General features: G+C 56.7%; 16 protein-coding genes and 2 pseudogenes. 8 read left to right on the forward strand and 10 right to left on the reverse strand.

Annotation, left to right across the window (positions count from 1 at the left end; all coding sequences use genetic code 11):
• The first annotated feature begins 1 nt into the window (after position 1).
• Complete coding sequence (locus ACL2XP_RS05470) at positions 2-1036, forward strand: alpha/beta fold hydrolase (RefSeq protein WP_413737550.1); 1035 nt, start codon at positions 2-4, stop codon at positions 1034-1036.
• A gap of 7 nt (positions 1037-1043) precedes the next feature.
• On the opposite strand, the gene ACL2XP_RS05475 is transcribed toward ACL2XP_RS05470, so the two are convergent.
• Complete coding sequence (locus tag ACL2XP_RS05475) at positions 1044-1592, reverse strand: hypothetical protein (RefSeq protein ID WP_413737551.1); 549 nt, start codon at positions 1590-1592, stop codon at positions 1044-1046.
• 231 nt (positions 1593-1823) lie between these two features.
• On the reverse strand, positions 1824-2777 hold the full coding sequence (locus ACL2XP_RS05480) for a LysR family transcriptional regulator (protein ID WP_413737552.1): 954 nt from the start codon (positions 2775-2777) through the stop codon (positions 1824-1826).
• A gap of 103 nt (positions 2778-2880) precedes the next feature.
• Between ACL2XP_RS05480 and ACL2XP_RS05485 the strand changes: the two genes are divergently transcribed.
• Positions 2881-4440: an MFS transporter gene (locus ACL2XP_RS05485; protein ID WP_413737553.1), complete on the forward strand. Its 1560-nt coding sequence runs from the start codon at positions 2881-2883 to the stop codon at positions 4438-4440.
• A 200-nt stretch (positions 4441-4640) separates the two neighbouring features.
• On the opposite strand, the gene ACL2XP_RS05490 is transcribed toward ACL2XP_RS05485, so the two are convergent.
• The gene (locus ACL2XP_RS05490) at positions 4641-5042 is read right to left on the reverse strand and encodes a nuclear transport factor 2 family protein (RefSeq protein WP_413737554.1); all 402 of its coding nucleotides are present in this window, start codon (positions 5040-5042) and stop codon (positions 4641-4643) included.
• Between the two features lie 101 nt (positions 5043-5143).
• On the opposite strand from ACL2XP_RS05490, the gene ACL2XP_RS05495 reads away from it, so the two are divergent.
• The 5 genes and pseudogenes from ACL2XP_RS05495 to ACL2XP_RS05515 all read left to right on the forward strand — a co-directional run bounded on the left by ACL2XP_RS05495 (position 5144) and on the right by ACL2XP_RS05515 (position 8697).
• A complete protein-coding gene (locus ACL2XP_RS05495; protein ID WP_413737555.1) occupies positions 5144-5734 on the forward strand; it encodes a TetR/AcrR family transcriptional regulator in 591 nt (196 codons plus the stop codon).
• A gap of 95 nt (positions 5735-5829) precedes the next feature.
• Entirely contained in the window at positions 5830-6051 is a 222-nt protein-coding gene (locus tag ACL2XP_RS05500) for an AbiEi antitoxin N-terminal domain-containing protein (protein WP_413737556.1), read from the forward strand.
• Positions 6021-6505, forward strand: a pseudogene (locus tag ACL2XP_RS05505) (type IV toxin-antitoxin system AbiEi family antitoxin domain-containing protein). Before ACL2XP_RS05500 ends, ACL2XP_RS05505 begins: the two are co-directional and overlap by 31 nt.
• Positions 6424-6654: pseudogene (locus ACL2XP_RS05510) on the forward strand (nucleotidyl transferase AbiEii/AbiGii toxin family protein); the annotation flags it as partial. The pseudogenes ACL2XP_RS05505 and ACL2XP_RS05510, both read left to right, overlap by 82 nt.
• Positions 6655-7152: 498 nt before the next feature.
• Positions 7153-8697 (forward strand): Fic family protein, encoded by a 1545-nt coding sequence (locus ACL2XP_RS05515; RefSeq protein WP_413737557.1) that lies wholly within the window; start codon positions 7153-7155, stop codon positions 8695-8697.
• Positions 8698-8962: 265 nt separating this feature from the next.
• On the opposite strand, the gene ACL2XP_RS05520 is transcribed toward ACL2XP_RS05515, so the two are convergent.
• The gene (locus ACL2XP_RS05520; protein ID WP_413737558.1) at positions 8963-9352 is read right to left on the reverse strand and encodes a winged helix-turn-helix transcriptional regulator; all 390 of its coding nucleotides are present in this window, start codon (positions 9350-9352) and stop codon (positions 8963-8965) included.
• 114 nt (positions 9353-9466) lie between these two features.
• On the opposite strand from ACL2XP_RS05520, the gene ACL2XP_RS05525 reads away from it, so the two are divergent.
• Positions 9467-10342, forward strand: a complete 876-nt coding sequence (locus ACL2XP_RS05525) for an alpha/beta fold hydrolase (RefSeq protein ID WP_413737559.1) — start codon at positions 9467-9469, stop codon at positions 10340-10342.
• Between the two features lie 553 nt (positions 10343-10895).
• Here the strand turns inward: ACL2XP_RS05525 and ACL2XP_RS05530 are convergent.
• The 6 genes from ACL2XP_RS05530 to ACL2XP_RS05555 all read right to left on the reverse strand — a co-directional run bounded on the left by ACL2XP_RS05530 (position 10896) and on the right by ACL2XP_RS05555 (position 16566).
• Positions 10896-11789, reverse strand: coding sequence for an oxidoreductase (locus ACL2XP_RS05530; RefSeq protein ID WP_413739091.1), 894 nt, complete (start codon positions 11787-11789; stop codon positions 10896-10898).
• 117 nt (positions 11790-11906) lie between these two features.
• Entirely contained in the window at positions 11907-12734 is an 828-nt protein-coding gene (locus tag ACL2XP_RS05535) for an EamA family transporter (RefSeq protein ID WP_413737560.1), read from the reverse strand.
• 74 nt (positions 12735-12808) lie between these two features.
• Entirely contained in the window at positions 12809-13714 is a 906-nt protein-coding gene (gene gcvA / locus ACL2XP_RS05540) for a transcriptional regulator GcvA (RefSeq protein ID WP_413737561.1), read from the reverse strand.
• Positions 13715-14221: 507 nt separating this feature from the next.
• On the reverse strand, positions 14222-14677 hold the full coding sequence (locus ACL2XP_RS05545) for a carboxymuconolactone decarboxylase family protein (RefSeq protein WP_413737562.1): 456 nt from the start codon (positions 14675-14677) through the stop codon (positions 14222-14224).
• A 115-nt stretch (positions 14678-14792) separates the two neighbouring features.
• Positions 14793-16202: a PLP-dependent aminotransferase family protein gene (locus ACL2XP_RS05550; protein WP_413737563.1), complete on the reverse strand. Its 1410-nt coding sequence runs from the start codon at positions 16200-16202 to the stop codon at positions 14793-14795.
• Positions 16192-16566 carry a hypothetical protein gene (locus ACL2XP_RS05555; protein WP_413737564.1) on the reverse strand — a complete coding sequence of 125 codons (375 nt, stop codon included), beginning with the start codon at positions 16564-16566 and terminating at the stop codon, positions 16192-16194. Before ACL2XP_RS05555 ends, ACL2XP_RS05550 begins: the two co-directional genes overlap by 11 nt.
• Positions 16567-16643 lie beyond the last annotated feature (77 nt).

Here is a 16643-nt window from a genome sequence, read left to right on the forward strand (position 1 = left end):
GATGCGCTATCCAGCCATGGCCGCCGGTCTTGCGCCTTCGTTTGCCATGTTCTTCGCTTTCCATCATGTACACAAGGAAAACACGATGTTCCGACGTCTCCGACATATTTTAGTGCTCGCGCTCGCATTTGCGTTCGCAGCACCGGCGTTCGCCGCTGACGAATTCCCGATTCCCAAGGGCTTCGTCAGCGCGTACCAGACAATCGATGGGGTCAAACTCCACTATGTCAAAGGCGGCTCCGGGCCGCTCGTCTATCTCGTTCACGGCTTTGGCCAGACCTGGTACGAATGGCGTCAATTGATGCCCGAGCTGGCCAAGAAATTCACCGTGGTCGCACCGGACCTCCCCGGACTCGGACAATCCGCGGTGCCGCCATCCTATCGCGCCACGGACGTCGCACCGCTGCTGTACAAACTGGCCCTGCAGTTCAGCGATGGCAAGAAGTTCGAGCTGGTGGCGCATGACATTGGTATCTGGAACACCTATCCGATGTTGGTCCAACATCAGGCCAATATTGACCGCGTGGTCTATATGGAAGCCCCGATCCCAGATGACAGCATCTACTCGTTTCCGGCCTTCACGCCGAAAGGCGAGTCATTGGTATGGCACTTCAGCTTCTTTGCTGCCGGTGACGACTTGCCCGAGACCTTAATCACCGGCAAGGAGCGCTTTTTCTTCGCGCATTTCATCAAGGTGCATGCTACGAACAAGGCAGTTTTCACACCTGGGTTGCTCGATCTTTACGGCAAGTCGTACGCCAAGCCGCTTAGCTTGCACTCTGCTTTCGAGTACTACCGCGTGTTGAATCAGGATGCCCTCGACAACAAGGAACTGTCCAACACCAAGATCACGATTCCGGCATTGGCCATTGGCGGCGGGGGTAACGGTGGCATGGGTCAGTATCAGATTGATCAGATGCGGCGTTACGCGACTGACGTAACCGGCAAGGTGTTGCCCGGCTGCGGTCACTGGCTGCCTGAGGAATGCGCGGTGCCTTTGAACGAGGCAGTCACGAACTTCCTCGAAAACAAGTGACCCTGCGTTATCTAATCTCCCGCAAATCGTCAGTCTGCGGGGCAGGACAGCCCTCATGAGCAATAGTAACCCGTCCGTGGTGATCTACGTGAGCAATCAAGGCGCGCCGGAAAGCCGAGTCGATCGCGATTATTACGTCACCCAACACCTTCCATTGTTGATGCAAGCATGGCGGCAATACGGCGCTAATCAGCGCCATAGCATTTTTTCCTGCCATCGACCAGGCCAGCACGATTGCGATTTGCGAATGTGTCTTGCGCGATGCCGCCGCCGTGCAGCCCGCGTTTGGTTCGGTCGAGACCTCCGGCGTCATGGCAGATGTGCCGCGCTTCACCGACCTGACGCCTGAGCGTTCCTCAACGCGGCGCCACTCTTCAATATCGACCCCATTGAGGCCCGCGAGGCACTTAGGATAATGGCGGAGATCATCTACGAAAGATGGCGTCCTCTCGCGGCTGAGCTGGGAATGGCTGCGAAAGATATCAGGGCGCTTGCGCCGGCCTTTGAAAGTCCGCAGGTGCGGAAAGCCTTGAGTTTGTGATGGCAAAATTCGCATACCATGGGATTTTTAGTCGTGAGGATCAGCTTCACTGTAGCTAAGCGCCGCGGACACTTTACGAGGCGAATTGCTGCGCCACGTAGTTTATCGCCCCAGCCCCTGTTGGTAGAACGTTGTCTCGGCCAAGAGCGAAGCGCTCCAAAAGATCGTCCCCGCAATGTCGATTGGCACAGCTATCGATCGCCTTGACCGGCCTTCTACGGGGACGCAACTTCGAACGGCACCTCGTCAGGTTATCTCCGGAAGGAGATCTTTGCTGGCGATGTCGTCCCCGTCCTTCGCGGCATCCACCAACGCATCGACGAAGGCGCGCACCTTCGCGGGCAAGTAGCGCTTCGAGGGATATAGGACCGAGATTGGCACCTCTTCTGTACGGCACTCGGGCAGCACCTTTATGAGCCGCCCTGCTTCGACATGGGGTTCGAAAAGAAATGCAGGCAGATAGGCGATGCCCATTCCAGACAGGGCTGCCGCCAGCAGCGCCTCGCCCCGATCCGACACGAAACGTTGCCTGCCGGAGATCGATTGCCACGATCCGTCGGGGCCTCTTACCCGCCAAGAGTGCTGGCTGGTCGCCCGGGCTTTCGAAGCGAAGTAGAATAAGCATATATGATCGCGCAAGGACTCAATCGTTTCCGGCGCGCCGCGCAAGGCCAAGTATTCAGGCGAGGCACAGAAGATCGTCGGATAGCGCTTTATGCCGCGCGAGATCAGATCTTGCGGGCTGTTTTCAAGACCGCCGATCCGGATCGCCAGGTCGAATCCTTCCTCCACAATGTCCACGACGCGGTCGGTCAGGCTCAGTTCGACGGAGACTTCGGGCCAATCCGCGAGGAAGCGTCGTACGACAGGCATCACATGCAGTTGCCCGTAGGCACCCGGCGCCGTGATACGCAGGGTTCCTTTCGGCTTGGCATCGCGTCCTGCTGCGTTGTTCTCAGCGGCTTCAAGATCGTCAAGGATCGCAATACACTGCTCGTAGAATCGCTGACCTTCCTCGGTAACGCTAAAGGCCCGCGTGGTCCGGTTGAGCAGCCGCACGCCCAGCCTCGCTTCCAAACGGCCGACAGCCTTCGCCACCGCGGAACGGGACATACCCAACCCGCGGCCGGCATCGGCGAAGCTGCCGGTTTTGACTGCCGTCGTGAAGGCGACGATATCTCCGGTGTTGGTGCCTCTCATCTCACCTCCCCGCATCATAGGTGTCGCCGCTATGGCGACACCTATTCGCCAATGTATCTATTAAACTCCTCATTGAATCATATTGGACGACTTAGCTCAATGAATGCGCACCAGCATCATCAACGAGGTTTCTTTGAACACTAACCAGACTTCACAAGGCGCGCTTCGAAAGGCCTTGGTACTCCTGGCCGCCTGCCTAATCGCGGTAGCGAACCCGCTCGCTTTCACGGGGCCGGCCGTGGCCATTCCGACGATAGGCCGAGCGCTGGAAGGCAGTTCTATTGAACTCGCCTGGATCTCCAATGCCTTCATGCTCACTTTCGGCAGTTGCCTGATGGCCGCAGGAGCGCTCGCCGACACATTCGGACGGAAGAAGATCTTCCTTTTCGGGGCCTGCACCCTGTGCATCTTCTCGGTCGCGCTTGCCTTTTCGCCAAACCTGCTCGTCGTCGATTGGTTGCGCGCCGCCCAGGGCGTCGCGTCGGCGTTTGCGTTCTCTGGCGTGATGGCGGCGCTGGCGCAGGAGTTCGACGGCCCATCCGCCATGAGGGCTTTCAGTCTTGTCGGCACGAGCTTTGGCATCGGTCTGGCCTTCGGGCCGATAAGTTCAGGACTACTGATTGCAGCTTTCGGGTGGCGCTCAATCTTTATTCTGGTGGCGATTATCGCCGGGGCGGCGTTTGTTCTCGGCTTAAGCGTGGTGCGGGAATCCCGCGATCCCAAAGCCGCCGGCCTCGATTGGAAAGGTGCGCTCACTTTCACCGCCGCATTGGCTTTTCTTACGAACGGGATACTGGTTGCGCCGACGGTTGGCTGGATGGATACGCCGGTGGTGGTTTCTTTGGTCGGAGCACTGATCCTGGGTGCCGTTTTCGTCTTCGTTGAAACCAATGCAAGGCGGCCAATGCTCGACCTCTCGCTCTTTCGCATTCCGCGCTTCGTCGCCGTACAACTGCTGGCCTCGGCTCCCGCCTATGCCTTCGTCGTCCTGCTGGTGCTTCTTCCCATCAGGCTTGTCGGTATCAATGGAATGAGTGAACTGAAGGTCGGATGGATCATGATGGCGCTCTGCAGCCCGCTTCTGGTCCTTCCGCTGGTCGCAAGCTTCCTCACGCGATGGCTTTCCTCCGCTACGCTCTGCGGAGCAGGGCTGTTGGTATCGGCTTGCGGCCTCTTATGGCTCAGTCGCTGGGAGGACGGCGAGGCCGGTTTGACACTGATCTCTCCGCTTCTGATCATTGGAATTGGCATCAGTCTTCCGTGGGGACTGATGGACGGGCTCGCCCTCAGCGTCGTGCCGCGCGAACGCGCCGGCATGGCCACGGGGATTTTTAATACAACCCGCGTTGCGGGTGAAGGCGTCGCACTTGCAATCGTGGACGCGTTACTCGCTGCACTGCTTATCTCGCGGTTTACTTTCCTACCGGTCGCTTCATCGTCTGCAAGCGAGGTCGCTCAGCATCTGGTTGGCGGCGATCTGGCGGGAGCGGGGGCCATTCTGGGGGCCTCTTCGCTTAACGTGCTGACTGGAATTTACCAGAGCGCGTTCAGCATCCTGCTTGAAGTGCTTTCGGCAGTAACGGCAATAACCGCCATTGTCATCTTTATGGCGCTACGTGGGTCAGGACGTGCCGTGGATCTGGCGCATTCATCGGACTCCTGACTGAATATTTGATGTAGCCGACTGATGAGTTCGATCGCTAATAAACCTGTGGCATACGTCGCCGACCACCGCCGGGGCCCTGCGCCGGATCGGTGAACTGTATGCAATCGAAGCCGGCATCCGGGGGCGTCCGGCAGAAGATTTACGAAACCCCTTTAAGCAGGCTTCGGAGTTCCGTTGGTTGGTTAGTGTCAATGCCATCACACGGCGGCTTTTGCCACGGCAAAGCTGTCCTCGAACAGGCGAAAGCGGGTGATTTCACCGTTCTCAACGATGAAATCGAAGCAAAATTCTGACTCGATTAGCTTATTTGTTCGCAAAACGCGAGATGCAAGCTCTCCGATAGCGACGACCCGATTGCCTTGCGACAGTATTTCTCGCATCGAGAAAGCTTCGGATGCGATCTGCTCTCTGATCTGGGCGTAGAACTCCGCTGCCCCTGCCTTGCCGATTTTGCGACCGATCCAGGGTACGACGCTCGTATCGCCCGCGACAAACCAATCAACTTTCTCGCTGACCAGTTCCGCGATCTTTTCAACAGGTTCGCCTGAGCCGGCACGGCGGAAGAATTCTTCGATGACGGCGCGGGGGGAAATGCTCATGGTGCGATTCCTTTTCTGTAGTGATAATTCAATAAATGCTATTGCCAATGAAGGCGTAGGTCAATAGAATATTGTAGTGAAAATTACAAAAGGATAACATCATGACTCAGCGCGGCCGCCCGCGCGGTTTTGACCGGGACACCGCTCTTCAGTCGATGATGGGGGTATTCTGGGCGCGCGGCTATGAAGGGGCGCAACTGGTTGATCTCACGGCAGCGGCCGGGATTGCGCCTCCAAGCTTTTATGCGGCCTTCGGTTCTAAGGAGGAAGCATTTTGCGAGGCGGTGGATCACTATATTGCGACGGTCGGCGCAAGACCGATGCAAGAATTAGACGACGCCGCAACTCTGCGTGAAGGCGTGGAACGGATGCTTCTTGCCAGCGTTGATGTCGCTTTATCGACGTCACCTGGCGGCTGCCTGCTGGTTCTCGGCGTTGTGAACTGTCTTCCGGAGAATGAAGCGGCGCGGGCGCACCTCAAAGTTGCGCGAAACAAGACGCGCGAACTCATATATACGCGCCTTGAATATGCTCGCGCTGCTGGAGAACTGTCCCCTGAATGCGACATTAAGCAACGCTCTGCGTTTATCCACGGCGTCATGCAGATGATCTCATTTCAGGCAAGGGACGGCGCAAGCCGCGATGAGCTTGAAGCCTTGATTGCTCCCGCGCTCGGCGTTCTGAATGAGTGACGTGAAGGGTGGCCAGAATCCAATCTACCTGGCTTTGGCAACTTCATCAGTTCGTAGTTTAATATTTATATGATAGTTTCACTAATAGTGGATGTATGCCGTCAAAAATAAACTGGCTTATACAGAACACGGCTCCCGGTTCCCTGGTGGCGCAGTCTTGGCTGACAAAGCATGATATCAGTCCTTCCCTGGCACATAGGTATGAGCAGAGCAACTGGCTGTATAAACTGCGTGCGGGAATATACGCGCGCACCGGCCGTGAGCCTGATTGGCGCGATGCGGTGTTATGCCTGCAAAACCGTCTGGCTGTTATGTAGAAGACAAAGCGGCATTGCCAAAGTGGTTTAAAGAATTCCCCGGAGTTGACTGGCTTTTTTGTTCTAATCAGAAATTGTCCCCGCTTGGCGTTCAATATCTGACTGATATTGAGATAAAATGGAATACGTTAAAAGCCAGTGTGCCTGAGTTAGCTGCCTACGAACTGGTAAATGCTGTGCCGGCGGAGATCGCTTTTGAGCATGCGGCCGAGCTGTTTCAGGGACTGGTTAACCTGAATCCGCGCAAAGTGGAAAAGTTACTTCATGCCAGCAGTGCGGTGCAAACAAACCGCTTATATCTGTTTTAGCCGATTATTATGCCCATGCCTGGGCTAAACGGATCGATAAAACCAGTATCGACCTGGGATCAGGAAAACGGCAGTGGATATTGATTTGGCCTATATCCTATTGGAAAATAGGGAACTGGCCCTGCCGAATGTTCGGACGGCGTTGACGAGAATTGCCACCGGGTTTGAGCGAGAAGCTGGCGTGTCGGCGGTCCTGCAAACCAATAATCCGGATGAGATGCGTATTGTGGTGACATCCCGGGATGCGCAGATAAAAATTGAAGTTTCACCCGTTGCGCGCGGCATCCTGCAACCAGCCCCATCTACCGTACTAGCAAAACATCCCTACTCAGAAAAACCGGGTGTAGCGACTGGGGTTCATTTCACCAGAGCGGTTTTTTATACACAGAGGCTGCCAAAAAGTTTAATGTCAGTCCAGAGGTTAGACGTTTTCAAAAATCGAATAAAGCAACAAGCTTAACTCCTAGTCCGCTTGCAATCACCCCTATCAATATCGCACGGCAAGGCGAGCCCGCCATCCGCTTGCGTTCGCCTCTTGCCGCACTGGCGTCCTTGCGCGTGCGGGACGCGGTAAGCCTACGTAAATTAGGGTTAAGCTGTTCGTCGAAGGGACATTGCCGGGACATGTTCCCCCGATCTCGTAGACCGCTAAGTATTATTTTCGCAAAAAAATCCGTATTTAGTATCAAAATCGCTGTGTTGATAGCGTTTTAAATGTTGTCATGATATCGTTTTCGCATGATTTTATGAGTTACGTATCGTATTCGTGGCTCAATTAAAGGATTTCAATCCTATGCAGGTTGGCTTTAAGGTACTGGAGCGGCTTTACGGCATTATGTTGGCACAGCCGCTGCGCGTCGAATCGTCGATTGGTACGGTACGCGTCCATCGCGATAAAGGAGGGCGGATAGAAAACCAGTATCCGGCCAGTTATAAACCTGCGGATGACTTCGCGGGACACTTCGAGTTCGGGCTCAAGTACGAAGAGATCCACATCGAATTCTTTGCCCGCCTGTTTGCCGCCAGCGGGCCTGGGCCTGTAGAGTCGTGGTGCCGGCGCGAGCCTTTCGGCCAATATGCGCGCCGCGCGGGTTTTCTATATGAATGGTTGACGGGAGAACGGCTGGATGTGCCCGACCTGACCAACGGCAAATATATTGCCGCCATCTCCGGTAAGGATTATCTCACGCGGGTGAAACCCGTACGCGAGCGCCGCTGGCGGATTAATAATAACCTGCCGGGTACCGCCGCATTCTGCCCCCTGGTTCGTCGTACCGCTGCGGTCCAGGATGCTCTGCGGTTTGATCTTGCCGCCGCGCTGGCTGAACTGGATAACATATTTGGCGCCGACATGCTGATGCGCACGGCCAGCTGGCTGACATTTAATGAATCCCGCGCGAGCTTCCTGATTGAAAAAGAGTCCGATCAAACCGACCGCATCCAGCGGTTTGCCCATGTTATTGCCCAGTACTGCGGTCATATTGAAGACCCATTGGGCAGTGATAGTCTGCACACCCTGCAAGCCGGCATTCTGGGCCGCGATGCCATGGGGTTGGGCCTGCGGCGCTCGCCGGTCTTCGTGGGGCAGGCTACCATGCGCGAAAACATCGTGCATTATATCGCTCCCCATTTCGAGGAAGCGGAGCGCATGCTGGGGGGGCTCAAGGCATTTGAGGCCGCGACGCGCGGAACCGAGCCCGTAGCGCGTGCCGCGGCATTGGCCTTTGCCTTTGTCTATATTCATCCAATGAGAGATGGCAACGGCCGGATGCACCGCTTCCTGATCAATGACACTCTGGTGCGGGACAGGGCGGTGCCTGACGGCGTCATTCTGCCGGTGTCGGCTACTATCACCGGTTCCAGCGACTTCCGGACGGGCTACGATCGCGTACTTGAGGTGTTCTCGCGCCCCTTTATGCGGCGTTACGCAACCGCTTATCGATTCGGCGAAGTGGTGACCTGCGAGGATGGTACTCGCAGCAACTTTATCTTCGACGATTATGCCGATGCATGTTTCGCCTGGCGCTATCCGGATCTGACCGAACACGTGCTGTACACCGCACGCGTGATTGAGCACACGACCCGGCATGAGATGGTTGATGAAGCAAGGATGTTAGCGACTTTCCAGCTCGCGCAAGAGCGCCTCAAGGACGTTATCGAGATGCCAAGCCAGGACGCGAATCGCATCATTCGCTCCATTAAGGAAAACGGCTGGCGTGTGTCCGGCAAACTGAAGGCCGAGTATCCGCGCCTGGCGGATGTACCCACGGCGCGCCAAGTAGTGGCGGCGGTGCAGTCAGCGTTTGAGGATAGCGAGGGCAAACCTATCGCGTATTAGGGCCACTACGCGGCCCTAAGGCTAGTAAGGTCTTTTTAATCAGAGAATGGCATTAAACGGTAAGACTAAGTTCGATAATCACGACAAATCCACCCTGCATTGACGCCTTTACTATTTAGCAGTATGCCCATGCCTGGGCTAAACGGATCGATAAAATCAGCATCTACCTGGGAGCAGGAAAACGGCAGGTGGTATCAGGTGGTGCGGTAGCATCGCTTGTTCCAGCTCGGTTCGCATATGCCGCAAGACTACGCCGGCGCAGCCGCTATTGGTGCGACAACGCCGTTTTGTCGTAACGCTCACGCGAGTCCTCGATCTGGTGCAAATGCAGGATTGCCCATTCGTAAACGGCGGCAAACGGCTTTTGCAGCGTATGGCCAAGCTCGGTGATCGCATACTCCACCGCAACGGGAGAGGTCGCCAGCACACGCCGGGAGATCAGGCCGTTTCGTTCCAAGCGTCTTAGGGCCTGTGCCAGTGCTTTGTGCGTGATGCCTTCCAGCCTGCGCATTAACTCGTTGAAACGCGTTGGCTGTTTCTCAAGGATTGTCAGGATCATCACGGACCATTTATTGGCGACTTGATCGAAGAAGGAGCGGGCAGCGCAATCGGCGAAAAATACATCGCCGATATCCTGTGAAGCGGGGTTAGGCATGGCAATATCCTCCTGTATATTTGCGCACCTCAAGGTGCGTAATTGACCGTAGATATATCGTGTATATCATAACGTCCTTCAAGATTCGAAATTGTTGACAGGACGGATATGAAGATGATTAAGCTCCCTCGTCATGGCCTGCTTGGCTCGCCCGCTATCACCGCAGCGGCCGCACAGTTCGGGTACTTTGGCGCAGCATCGGTCGAAACCATGCGTGCCGCAAAGCTTTTCTATACCGATGCGGGGAAAGGCCGGAACCTCATGTTGCTCCATGGCTGGGTCGCCGATTCTCATGATTGGAGTTGGCAGATCCCCATTCTTGAAAAGCGCTATCGAACCATTGCAGTGGATCTGCGCGGCCATGGTCGATCCGAGGTTATGCCGTCTGGTCAGTACCAACCAAAACATTATGTTTTAGATATCATTTCATTAATTGAAACGGATTTTGCTGGTCAAAAATTTACGTTGATTGGGCATTCCATGGGAGGGCAGATCGCCGCGCGCATAGCCGCTTTACGTCCGGATTTGGTTGATGCCGTTATTTCCGTCGACGGATCGCTGGGATTCGATGACCAGTTCACGCCGCTTTTCCAGGAAACATCCGACCGGCTTCAGACTGAAAATCCCGTCAGTGTGACGTTGCCGATGATTGAAAATTTTTATGATCCGGCGACCAGCCCTGCGTTGAAAACCTGGCATGCGCGCCGAATGATGGGGATGTCCCTGGCTCCTTTTCGTGAGTCCTTTGGACCACTATTTCTGGGCGCGGAGCAGGTCGGGGTAGGGGCAGGAAGCGAGGCGTTATTAAAGACGATCGGCGCGCCTTTCTATCACCTATGCCGCTTCAACGATCAGGCCGAGCGGATGCGCGGATGGTTCACGAATCCCCAGTCGAAAGCGGAGATGTGGGAACACGCAAGTCACTGGATTATGCAAGACCGCCCCGATGATGTGAATGCGGCAATTGTAGCCTGGCTTGATGGAATGTGAGTATCGGGCTCAAGAGTAGACGTTGACTTCACACCCCGGGCATCGTGGACGATGCGGGCGCAAGCTGTAGGGATGGCAAGCAAAAGCATTTTTCACGGCGGCGCTGGTGTAACGGACTGGAGGTGGCGTGGATTGTATCGCTGGATGCTGACGGTACGAGTGTCTGGCACCCATACCTCGCCATGACCCGAGTCTCGGTGAAACCAATAATGCGGAGTGCCAGCCCCATGATTGGATAGTTCGGCGGGTGAGGCGGCAAGGGGGAGCCAGTCTGGGAGCTTTTACCTGCGACATTTAGTTTACCGATTCCCGGTTACGTCTGACCGGCAATCTGACACCGGCGCTAGATCGTTGACCCCCGCCAACTTGGACGTTTACTTCACCGATCCAGCGATAGAGCAGAAGCGCCGCGAGACTGCGGGGCATAAGACGATTAAAAGGCCTTTCCGGCCGAGGTCTGCGGCCAGAAGGGTATCAAAAAAAGAGACAATTGCAAACTGAGCTGCGACCGTCACTGCTAACGATAGAGCGCTCATAATCTGCGGCGGTAATATTAACCGGGTCCGTCGCTGGCGGCCGCCAAAAGCGGCACGACCAGATCGCTAATCGGCGTGGGGATGCCGCGGGATTGACCGCATCGCTGCACGACCCCGTTCCGGCAGTCCCATTCGAGGGGGCGGCCGGCTTGCCGGTCGGCGAGGATGGAGGTGCCTAAGTCGGCCGGGGAACGATGAAATCCATCGACGATCTCTTGCGGTACTTCGTCGCCCAGCGTCGCGCCCTCCGCCCGAGCAACCTCAAGGCATTCCCGCAGGTAGGCCAGGGACAGTTTGGTGATGTCGGTCCGGGAAAACATGCCGGCACGGCGACCCGCCAGAACCATTAAACCCGCGACCGCGTTCTGTAGAAGCTTTCGCCATGCGACGGACGTGAAATCCGCCGCTACGTCGACCGAACACCGGGTGCCGCGCAAAGCCGCGAGCACCACGCTGGCCGCCGGCGCGTCCGGCAAGGTGAGGCGCGCTTTGGCGCGTAGCCACACCGAGGCGTCCGGTTCGCGTTGAGCGGGAAACCATACCACCGAGGGCAGTACCGGGCCGCCGGACAAGTACGGCGCGATGAGCGTTTTCTGCTCAACGCCGTTTTGCAGCACGCAGACCACGGTCTTCGCACCGCACAATGCGGAAAGCCACGGCGCCGTTGCGTCCACCTGTGTCGACTTGACCGCGACGAAAACGAGGTCGAACGTCGTCTTGAGCTCGGTCGGATCAATCCGCACGGGCCCCGGTACCACGATACGACCGCCGTCGAAGCGCAGTTCCAGGCGATCGTGCGCCGTGCGGCCGCAAATCGTCGGCGTGCGTCCGGCCTCATGAAGCGCCGCCGCAATGGTCGTGCCGATTGCCCCCGGACCAATGAGGGCGACGGTTGGATTTTCAGATATCATCATTATCATCCTGTCCTGATTATTATTTGCCGCCCCGGCAGCCATGCGGCCCCGGCCAGCGTTCGTCACTAAATAGCTTTGCACAATATTTCGATGCGGCCCGCATCTGTACGGCCGTCAGCCGATAAAGATCGTGCCGATGGCAATCACCGCGCATGCCAGCATCTTTCTGACAGTCAGCGTCTCGCCCAGGAAAAAATAACCGATCAACGCCGCAAACAACACGCTGGTTTCGCGCAATGCCGATACCGCTCCCATGGGCGCGCCGAACATGGCGTAAATCACGATTCCATAAGCCAGCAGAGAGACCAGCCCACCGATGAGGGCCGTGATGAATCCGGGCCGGATAGTAAATAGACTGTCCGCGCCGCGCAGGCCGATGTACACCGATGGCATCAAGACGCCCCACAAGGCGCACATCCATACGGTGTATGCCATGGGGGCGCCGGACAGGCGCACGCCGATGCCGTCTGTCACGCTATAGGCGGCTATGAAACATCCGGTTCCCACGGCATACGGCAGGCTCGGAACCGCAAGCCTGCGCCCTTTGAAGGCCAGGGAAATAATACCGCCCGATACCAGGGCTATGCCGAGCAGGGCGCCCGCCTCGATCCGCTCCCCGGCGAAAACCGATGCCGCGATGGTGATTAATAGGGGGGAGGAACCCCGCGCGATCGGATAGGTTTGCCCGAGGTCTCCGGCCTGATAGCTCCTGACAAGGAACAGGTTATAGCCAACATGCAGCCCCGCTGAAACCACGGCATACATCCAGCTGGCTTTAGCTGGCGGCGCCAAGAACAGGGCTATTGCGGCGCTGGCGATCGCTACCGCCAGACACATGACCGTCATCGACCAGAGTCTGTCGGCCCCGCCGCGCAGGATCGCATTCCAGCTTGCATGCAAAAGAGCTGCAACAAGCGTTAGTAAAATAATGTAAAAGGGCATACGCCATACTAAGCAGCCGGGTGCCTTTATTAAAGCGAAGTCTCTTCATTTCAGAATGACTAAATCCTCATGCCTTATCGATAGCCCTGTTGGGCCTTGCTTGATTCCGCCAGGAGCCAGTTGCGAAAGCTGATGATGTGGGGCTGCGATTCGATCCCTTTCGGACAGACAAAATAGTAGGCGACCGGAGAAGGAAACGGCACGTCAAACAGCCTGACCAGGCTGCCATCGCTTATTTCAGTTTCGACATGTCCGCTCCGAGCCAAAGCTATTCCCTGGCCCAACAGCGCCGCCTCGATAGTCATGTTGGTGTCAGCGAATCTGACGCTTTCCTTGAGCGCGGAAATGCCCACGCCTACTTGTTGGAACCAATGCTCCCATTTCGGCACCAGATCCGCGCCGTCACGTGTAAGCAGCGGATAGCGCAATAGTTCGGCAGGTTCGTGCGGCGCGCCAAAGCGGTTCAGGATATCGGGACTGGCAACCGGAAAAATCTGTTCCCTGAACATGAATTCCGAGTACAGGGCCGGATAATTCCCACTGCCAAAACGGATCGCAACGTCCGACTCCGCGCTTGAAAAATTGATGGCCTTGTCGGTGGTTTCCAGCGTGACCAAAATTTCCGGATGCTGCCGGGACAGGCTAGGTAATCTTGGAAGCAGCCATTTCAGCGCGAAGGAGTAGGTCGTACTGACTTTAAGTCGGACCCTGCCTTTTTGCTCTCTCAAATCAGCGAGGGTTGCCTCCAGATTCATGAAGAATTCGCGCACGATCGGCGCGAGCGCTGCTCCTGCCGGTGTCAGGCTCAATGATTTGCCGCGCTGAAATAACTGCAATCCCCAGATCTCTTCGAGATTCTTCAACTGATGGCTTACTGCGCTTTGGGTGATATGCAATTCTTCTGAGGCGGAGGTGAATGTTGCGTGCCGTGTCGCAACTTCAAAGGCGCGCAATGTCGCGGTAGGAGGCAGGTTTCTCATATTATTCGTTTCCCCGGTGGGCATGTTTAACATTGCCTTTTATGAATAGAATCTCATGATAGAGCATTCCAACCATTAACCGAAAGAGACCTATTTTTTGACGCCTGGACCCGATTACCATGACGCTTAGCGCAAATGCGCTGCAAGTGTCTTGCAATGACGCATGTTTTATCGTGCTATCGGCAAGGAGGACGCGCCAAATGAAAGACGGATCGTATGACGGGGTTATGGCCGAGCCGGCCTTCTCGCTATCAAGATATCAAACGCGGGCAGGGTAAGAGTCCGGAAAGGGCGCCCGGCTGAAAACGTGCTGGCGCCTCGCTTCCGGCGGATTATACGGCAACGTTTGATGCGTATTCGAGGGGAATGGCGGCCGCGCCGGTCAGCGCGGAGCAGTTGCTGAAAAGCCGCGGGCGCCTGCTGGCAAGAGCTGCGGGATGGTTGGCTGCGCCTTCGCTGGCGTTTCTTCGATCCGAGTAGCGTTTCGCGGCGCCCGCTTCAGGTGTTTCAAGCCTTAACGGCAGCAGCGGGAGGCGTGCGGAACGTAATCCCCAATCGGTTGAAGGCGTTCATCAAACCGATGGCATACGTCAGGTCGGCAAGTTCCTTGTCGCTGAACTCGGCGGCGGCGGCCGCGTAGTCGGCATCAGGAACTCCGGTTTCAGCCACCCGGGTTACGGTTTCCGCCCAGGCAAGCGCGGCGCGTTCGCGGGTGCTGAATACGTCTCTTGCCTCATGCCACACCGGCACCAATACGAGCTTATCCACGGACAGGCCCTGCCTGAGCAGATCGCGGGAATGCATGTCGATGCAGTATGCGCAGCCGTTTATTTGCGAAACCCGCAGGTACACGAGATTGACCAATTCCTGCGGCAGGCTACCTTTCTGTACAGACGTATATACCCCGCCGAAGGCCTGGTAGATTTCCGGGGATACTTTGGCGTAGTCGATGCGGTTGCTCATGACGAATCCTTATATACGTTAATTCAGTGGGTTCATCATGCAGCATCTTGGCCTGCCGCAGAAGGGCCATGATTGGCGTTGATCACTAGGCCATGCTGGCTGCCGGCGCTTGGCCTCATATCAATTCCAGGATGCGTTTTCCGAGATTTTCGGCGGTAATGCGCGAGTCGATATTCGTGAAGCCCAGGAGCAGGGCCGAGGCGCCATCGCCCCCCGTGGTCCACTGGGACAGCGCTTCGCCGTACAGGCCTGCTTCCCGCATACGCGCTGCCAATGGGCGGTCCGATCGCTGATCTTGCAAGCGCAGGATCAGGTGCATTCCCCCGGGCAGCTCATCGAATCGCACATATTTTCCCAGCACATTTTGCAGGCCTGCCGTCGCGGCCTCCCGACGTTCGGCATAGAGCTTGCGCATCCGTTGAATATGACGCGCGAAATGCCCTTCGGTTATGAAGGCGGTCACTATCGTTTGCGTCAGCTGCGGGCTGCCTCCCGTAAAGATCTGGGCGATCTGCTCGAACCGCTCGACCTGCATTTGCGGTACGACGAGATAGGCCAGCCGGATGCCCGGGAAAAGCACTTTGCTGAACGTACCCGAATAGAGCACCCGCCCATCGCGATCCAGGCTTTTCAATGCCGGCAGAGGGCGGCTGATATACCGGTATTCGCTGTCGTAATCGTCTTCGATTATCCATGCCTTATTTTGCGTGGCCCAGTCCAGCAGCGCCAAGCGTCGGGGCAAGGACAAAGACACGCCCAGCGGACTCTGGTGTCCGGGCGTGACTATCGCCGCCCGCGCCCGCGGCGCCGCCTTGATTCCCTCGGCAATACTTATGCCGTCCCGGTCCACCGGCACCGAAACGGCGGCGATATGCATGTGTCCGAGCAGCTCTCGCGTGGGCGGGTAGCCCGGATCTTCCAGCCAAACGCGATCCCCTGCCTTCAATAACGCCTGGCTAATCAACTCAATGGTATGCCGATAGCCGGACGTCACAAAAACTTGTGCCGGCGAGCAGTTGATTCCCCGCGATACCTGCAAGTATGCGGCGATCGCGGCGCGTAATGCCGGTAATCCATATACGGCGGGATGAGCCATATCGGATGGCTGCATGGCGCGTATACACCGCGCGCCCAGGCGTGCCCAGATCTTGCGGGGAAACATATCCAGGGCCGGCAAACCCATTTGGAACGGCAAAATCGAATCGGCACGGAAACCAGCCTGGGGAAGATTGTTGCCGGGCTGAGGCAGCGCGCCGGCAATAGGCCGTAGCTTGAGGCCCGGCGTCACGACGGTTCCTGCTTGCCCGCGAGCCTGAATGTACCCTTCGGCGGCCAATAAAGCATAAGCCGCATCGATGGTGCCTCTTGCCAAACCCAATTCCTTGGTCAGCGCGCGGGCGGAGGGTATCCGATCGCCCGGTTTCAATAATCCGCTGGTAATGGCGAAGCGGAAGCGATCGTAGATCTGCCGGTAAAAGGGGGGGGCCGCCGTAGGGTCCAACGGCGAAATGTTGTTATTCATCATGATTTTCAACATATTCAACGATCAATCCGTCGATATGGCGAAAGCGCGTTTTGCGTCCTACCGGCGTTGTTTGGATCGGTTCAAGCTGGTTCGCTCCCTGCGCCAGCAGGGAATCAATCGTCGGCTCCAGGGCATCGACGCGCAGCGTCAGGGCCGTTGATTCAAACGGCTTGCGGGCTTCGCTTGGTCCGGCAACGATCAATACGGACAGATGCGGCGATATAACCGCGGCAAGTTCCAAACCCTTTTCCGGGTAGCTGAAATACAGGCCATCGCTGCCGTTCAGCAGGGTTCGATAGAACGCCCTGGTTTTATTGAACTCGCCAGCCTCGACGAAAACGCGGATGTAAGACCCCAGAATCATATCTTCCCCCTCTTACGGCGAATTCCCGCAATGTATATCGATACTATCCTGCTTGCAATCACGTTGCCGGCGGCTCT

This window comes from Sodalis sp. RH21, assembly GCF_047324175.1.
GTDB lineage: Bacteria > Pseudomonadota > Gammaproteobacteria > Enterobacterales > Enterobacteriaceae > Acerihabitans.